General features: G+C 64.5%; 7 protein-coding genes and 1 pseudogene. 2 read left to right on the forward strand and 6 right to left on the reverse strand.

What is annotated here, in order from left to right; all coding sequences use genetic code 11:
• Positions 1-186 precede the first annotated feature (186 nt).
• The gene (locus AC1DFE_RS23625) at positions 187-630 is read right to left on the reverse strand and encodes a YdeI/OmpD-associated family protein (RefSeq protein WP_476908263.1); all 444 of its coding nucleotides are present in this window, start codon (positions 628-630) and stop codon (positions 187-189) included.
• Positions 631-887: 257 nt separating this feature from the next.
• On the opposite strand from AC1DFE_RS23625, the gene AC1DFE_RS23630 reads away from it, so the two are divergent.
• Both AC1DFE_RS23630 and AC1DFE_RS23635 read left to right on the forward strand, forming a co-directional pair.
• A complete protein-coding gene (locus tag AC1DFE_RS23630) occupies positions 888-1,151 on the forward strand; it encodes a hypothetical protein (protein ID WP_476908264.1) in 264 nt (87 codons plus the stop codon).
• Between the two features lie 86 nt (positions 1,152-1,237).
• Entirely contained in the window at positions 1,238-1,375 is a 138-nt protein-coding gene (locus AC1DFE_RS23635; RefSeq protein WP_476908265.1) for a hypothetical protein, read from the forward strand.
• Positions 1,376-1,680: 305 nt separating this feature from the next.
• Here AC1DFE_RS23635 and AC1DFE_RS23640 read toward each other — a convergent pair whose 3' ends face one another.
• The 5 genes and pseudogenes from AC1DFE_RS23640 to AC1DFE_RS23660 form a co-directional block, all read right to left on the reverse strand.
• Positions 1,681-1,848 (reverse strand): hypothetical protein, encoded by a 168-nt coding sequence (locus tag AC1DFE_RS23640; protein ID WP_476908266.1) that lies wholly within the window; start codon positions 1,846-1,848, stop codon positions 1,681-1,683.
• A 200-nt stretch (positions 1,849-2,048) separates the two neighbouring features.
• Positions 2,049-2,525 carry a hypothetical protein gene (locus tag AC1DFE_RS23645; RefSeq protein ID WP_476908267.1) on the reverse strand — a complete coding sequence of 159 codons (477 nt, stop codon included), beginning with the start codon at positions 2,523-2,525 and terminating at the stop codon, positions 2,049-2,051.
• A 428-nt stretch (positions 2,526-2,953) separates the two neighbouring features.
• Complete coding sequence (locus tag AC1DFE_RS23650; protein ID WP_476908268.1) at positions 2,954-3,088, reverse strand: cold-shock protein; 135 nt, start codon at positions 3,086-3,088, stop codon at positions 2,954-2,956.
• 273 nt (positions 3,089-3,361) lie between these two features.
• Positions 3,362-3,514 (reverse strand): annotated as a pseudogene (locus AC1DFE_RS23655) (MFS transporter); the annotation flags it as partial.
• A gap of 116 nt (positions 3,515-3,630) precedes the next feature.
• Positions 3,631-5,298, reverse strand: a 1,668-nt coding sequence (locus AC1DFE_RS23660) for a phospholipase C (RefSeq protein WP_476908269.1), incomplete at its 5' end; no start/stop codon positions are given.

Below are 5,298 nucleotides of genomic sequence, written 5' to 3' on the forward strand. Positions count from 1 at the left end.
GCCATTCACGCCGGGGAAAGGTCCCGGACCGCGGCCACCCGAAACCAGCCACACCCCAAGGCCCGCGGTCCGGAACCGCCCGGCGACAATGGACGATCAGAAGGACCAGAACCCAGCCCGGGCCACAACCCTTCACACATATCGTCTAGAACGACAGCACTGGCTCCCGAGGCACTTGGGCCTGAGTTATTTCTTGCCGGCTTTGAGGTCGGTCACCACCTTGGCGACCCGGCGGGAGCGGGTTTCTGCGGTCCTGGCATCTGCGAGTGGCTCCACGTAACGCCGCTGGCTGCTGTAGTTCAGCGTCGCAAAGAAGGCTTTTGCCTCCGGTTCCGCCTCCAGGGCGGCGGCCAGGTCCTCAGGAACGTCGATGATGCGCGGCTGGGTGTCAACTTCGACGTCCACCTCCACGGTGTCCCCGGCGGACGCTCCTGTCAGTTCACGGTTGATCGCGCTGACGCCGACCATGTTCTGGCCACCCATCACCGCGATGCTGCTGCGGTAGCTTTTGCCGTTGATCGTCACGACCACCGGCGGCCGCCTGCCGGCCCCGAGTGCTTTGACGATGTCCTCGGGGACCTCGATGCCTGCCTTGTTGCCGCTGCCTTGGATGGTCGTGGTGAATTTCATCCTCACAGTATGCCGCGCGCCCCAAGCCCAAACCCAGATCCACGATGGTCCATCGTCCGCGTTCCTAAATTGGGCAATTCCGCCCGGGGTTTCTGGCTGCCTGTTTCACAGAAACGGTCCTTTGCTCTTTGGGATGATCCAAGACCTTTCCCTACGACTGGCACGACCGGCAATCGGCAGGCGGGACGAGTGCGGCACCAATCTTGGCTGACTCTTGGATTTGTCCTGCACCTATCCTTTCCAAAGAATTCCTACCGTTGAAACATGAAAACAAAAGCAGCCCTCGCACTGCCCTCACCGGCAGCATCCTCACCGGATCCGCCGCTCTCGCCGCCAACGCCCAGACGCCCAACAGCTCGCACACGGGCACCAGCGACGACGTCAAGAACGTCCTCGTCACGGACGATTCGGCCACAAGAGCTAGTACTCCAACAACTGCCAAAGCCGCCCCCAAAGCAGCATCCAAGGCAGCAGCGAAGGCCAGCGACAATAGGAAGGCGGACGATAAAGAGCATCCGTAGCGAAGAAAGCCGCCCGTCCGGCCGAATCAGGCGATGACAACGGCGGGTCACGGACCATGCCCGAACCTGGCGATGACAACGGAGGGATGGCCACCGATCAAACGTCCACCGGCAGCGGCACCACCGTCAGAGCCGAACCGGGCGATGACAAGGGCGGACTCCGGTCAACGCCCGAGCCGGGCGATGACAACGGCGGCCATGGCCGCCACGGTAGCGACGACTGAACCCGAGCTGGCCAATTGCCGGCCCGGAGGCCATCCCGAGTGTCGGGCAAGTCGCGGCCCCCGACGTCGGGCACGATCCCGGACGACGCATCGCCACGGGGACGGGACCCCACGATGTTCCAAGGTCCCTGGGAATGCACCACCGGGCGGGGACAGACCAGGGGCAAGGGGAGGAAGGCGACCGTCCAGCCTACGCGGGCGGCACAGGTGAAAGGGGCAGACTGATGGCTATTCTCGAGCTTCCCCCGTTGGGTGATCGCCGATGGGGCCACGCCTCACGGCCAGCAGTGCCGGTCTTGGATCACTCAGTCCCGCCGGTTCAGGCCGCGCAAGGTGGACTTCTGCAGTTTCAGCTCAGGCGATTGATTAGCCAGATCCTCGCTGATCCGGACCTCGATCCGGACATGCACTTCTCCCTGATCGAGCACCTGGCGCAGAGCCCTGGGCATCCGGAACATGCTCTGCTCGCCCACCTCCGCGATGTCCAGGACCCGGCTGACCTGCCACCGTACAAAGCCCGCCGGAAGCCTGCGGTGCCGCCAGGTGAACCATAATCTCCCCGTTCCGCCGGGGCGGCCCGCCGGTACTACTCAAAGTGGCGGTTTCACCGCGGGTCGGGGTCCTCGATGAGGAACCTGAAAGTCGGCGCCTCGGCTTAACGGACTACGGAGCCCTAGGCGAAGAGGCTCTTTACCCTGTCCCGAATTGAGTAGCGGGGATCCGGAGCCGAGGAGGGGCGTCCCGGTTTGATTAGGTGCTCAAAGTGATCCCGCAATGCAAGCAACTCGCTTTCGTAAGTCACCCGCTCGAAGGAAAGACTTTGTTCGGGGAGTGGCCAGGGCTGCGGCTCGTCGGTAATTCCATCCTGCCAGCCGAAGCGCACCCAGGAGATAGTGTCAGTCGTTGCGCGAAGTTCGATCGTCAGTGCCCCGCACCCGAGGTCTGAACAGACCGGACAGACAAAGAGAGCAATGGATGCATCGTCGAAATCTCCGCTGATTCTGCCTAGCAAGCGGTCGATCTCGATGAGCGACTTAGCCATTGACTGGGCTAGTTCGGCGGCGTGCGCGTCGCCTTCCATGGCGGAGATGACGGAGCCCTTTAGCAAGAGGTGCGGCATCGAAACCGAAGCCGAACTCTCTGCGGTCATGCATGCAGGGATGACCGCCGCCCAGGGCTCCATGCTCGGCCGCCCCTCCGTGCACCCGCTGGACTGGTCAGCATGGATCATCCGCGAAACCGTCCGGGCCCCGACCTCGACCTAGGACACCGCCCTCCAGCCCGGTGCCCGCCACTCCGGGGTCTGAACGCCGCATCACAGGGGTCCAGAACCACAACCCGTCGATCGGCCGTTCCGACGATGGCGGGCACCGGGAGTATTGAAAGATCAAGATTGGCTCAAGAATGATCAGGAACGGGCGCAGGGGTAACGGGCAGGGAGCGGCACCCGGTAAATTAGCTGTGGGCACTTCAGCTTCCCCCAGTGAGCTGCAGCTGTCCACAGAGTCCCTGCGTTGAAGTCATTGATTCAGGGGCTCTTTAACGGAAATAGCCATGCGTCGATCAGCGGCGGGGAGGTTACAGCGGACTGATGTTTTCCGCTTGGGGGCCCTTCTGGCCCTGAACAATGTCGAACTGGACCTTTTGGTTCTCCTGCAGGGAGCGGTATCCGCCGGACGTGATTGCCGACCATTTCACTGTACCTGTCGCCATGCCCGCTGCCCCTTGGGAAGTCAGCGTCTCACCGCAGGCACCGTCGTGCCGCAGGAGGCGGAAGTCCTCCTCCGCTGGTGTCCAACGTAGGGCCCGGCGCAACCCGGGCATAAGGGTCAACAGCCGGAGGACTCTGAGGACCGACGACGGAACTGGGTGCCGGCTGGCATGGGGGACACCAGCGCGGCCGTCCGCCGCCGGCCGGTTCTCATTTTACGCCGGGTACAAAGGTGAAGAACGGGTTTCGGAGATCCTCGACATGGGATTCAAGGTCGCGACGGGCCACACGATGATCAACATGAAACGCCAGCTCAGGGCGTTGAGGATGATGCCGGAAATGGTCGGGCCGATCGCAGGTGCGATCGAGATGACGATTGAGATATTGCCCATTGTGCGGCCGCGTGCGGCGGCCGGCACCAATGTCAGGCCGACTTGCTGGTACTCCACCGTAGCTGGGGCTAAGAGAAATGCCGCCAGACCCTGGTCTGGCGGCATTTCTACAAATGTGGTCTGGGTTCCTGCAGGGAGGGCTGCAGCGGGCGTTACTTCCTGGAGTTGCCGGCGTCGTCCGTGTGGCTGATGGAGGCGACGGCGCCGGTCTGCTCGTTGAGCAGCACCTTGTCGTTGCGCTGGTGGTGGAAGGTGAACATGGCATTCACGGAGCCGGCGGCGGCGTCGGCGGAGGCGTCGCCGATCCGGCCGGTGCCCCAGTTGTCCTCGATGAAGCGCAGGATCGAGGCCTGGTCGGTCTGGGTGTGGTCCACGAAGTTTTTCTTCGCGTAGGGGGAGATGACCACCAGCGGCTGGCGCGGGCCCGGGCCGCAGCGGTCGGCGTAGCCGCCGGCCATGGGGATGCCGCTGGCTGCGGCACTCTGGCACCACGCGGCGTCGTCGGCGGTGTTGGAGGAGTTCTTCACCTTCGCGGCCGCGTGGTCGTACCAGCCGTCCGAGTCGTCGTAGGCGAGCACGACGGCGGTGCTGTCCCAGTTCCGGGATTTTTGGATCCGGTTCACGGTGCTGGTGACGAAGTTCTGCTCGTCCACAGGGCCSGAGTAGGCGGCRTGGCCGTCCTGGAACGCGCCGGCCTTCAGGAAGGACACGGCGGGCAGGTTGTCCGTGTCCACCACCTTGTTGAACGAGGTGAGGTCGTACTGGTGGTTCGCCTGGCCGTTGTGGCCGATTTCCGCGTCCGATGCCGGTGCCAGGTGCTGCGGGTTGGCGGTGGAGGGGTAGTACTGGAACGGCTSRTGGTGCGGGGAGTAGTCAACCACGCTGGCGCCGGCGGCGTTGGTGTGGCCGGACAGGCACGACGCCGGGCTGSTCGCCGTCGCGGCGGTGCTCGGGGTGAAGCCGCCCTGGAACCAGCCCCAGGACACGCCCTTGGTGTTGAGCAGGTCGCCGATGTTCTTGCCCGTCATGCCGGCCAGGTTGCCGGTCTTGGTGTGGCTGTTGTTCGAGCAGTCGTCGTAGACCGGGTCGGGGTCGTTGATGACGGTGCCCACACCGTTGGCATCGGGCTGGCGGACGGTGCTGCTTCCGGTGGCCGGAGTTGCCACGGGCTGTCCGCTGGCCGTGTACTCCTTGGCGCCGTGGGTCTGGCCGGAGACCAGGTTCAGGGCACCCGGGGTGGAGGGGCCGAAGCCGGTGCTGAAGTGGTTGTCGCTCATTGAGTAGTGCTGGGCGTAGTTCCAGATGCCCGTGACGGTGTTGCCGTCGTAGTAGTCCATGGTCAGGCCGGGGCGGCCGTACTGGTTCGTGCCGCAGGCGTCCCGGCTGGTGAACTGGACAAACCTGTCCATCGCCCCGMCGTTGTAGGCCTGCTGCTCGGGGAGGTAGTTGTGGTCCTGGCTGCAGGTGACGGCCTGCATGGGCGAGAGCCGCTCGGGCTGGACCGAGTTGGGGTTGTTCGGCGCGAGCAGGCCTGCGTTGGCCAGGGTGTTGATGTTCTTGGGCGTGTTGTTCGCGGCGGTGAAGGACGCCGCCGGGGTGCCGGTGCCCTGCTGGGTTTCCCCGGCGGTGTTGGCAGCCTTGGGGTAGGTGGCGAAGTAGTGGTCGAAGGAGACGTTCTCCTGGAAGATCACCACCACATGTTTGATCGGTGTGGTGGTGGACTCGTGGCTTTCGACGGCGGAGGCCGGGCCTGCGGCGACGCCCACCAGTCCGGCGGTCAGGGCCGAGGCAGCCAGGGCGGCAACGCCGGCCGCAGCCGC

The sequence above is a fragment of the Arthrobacter sp. 05T423 genome (genome assembly GCF_056396245.1).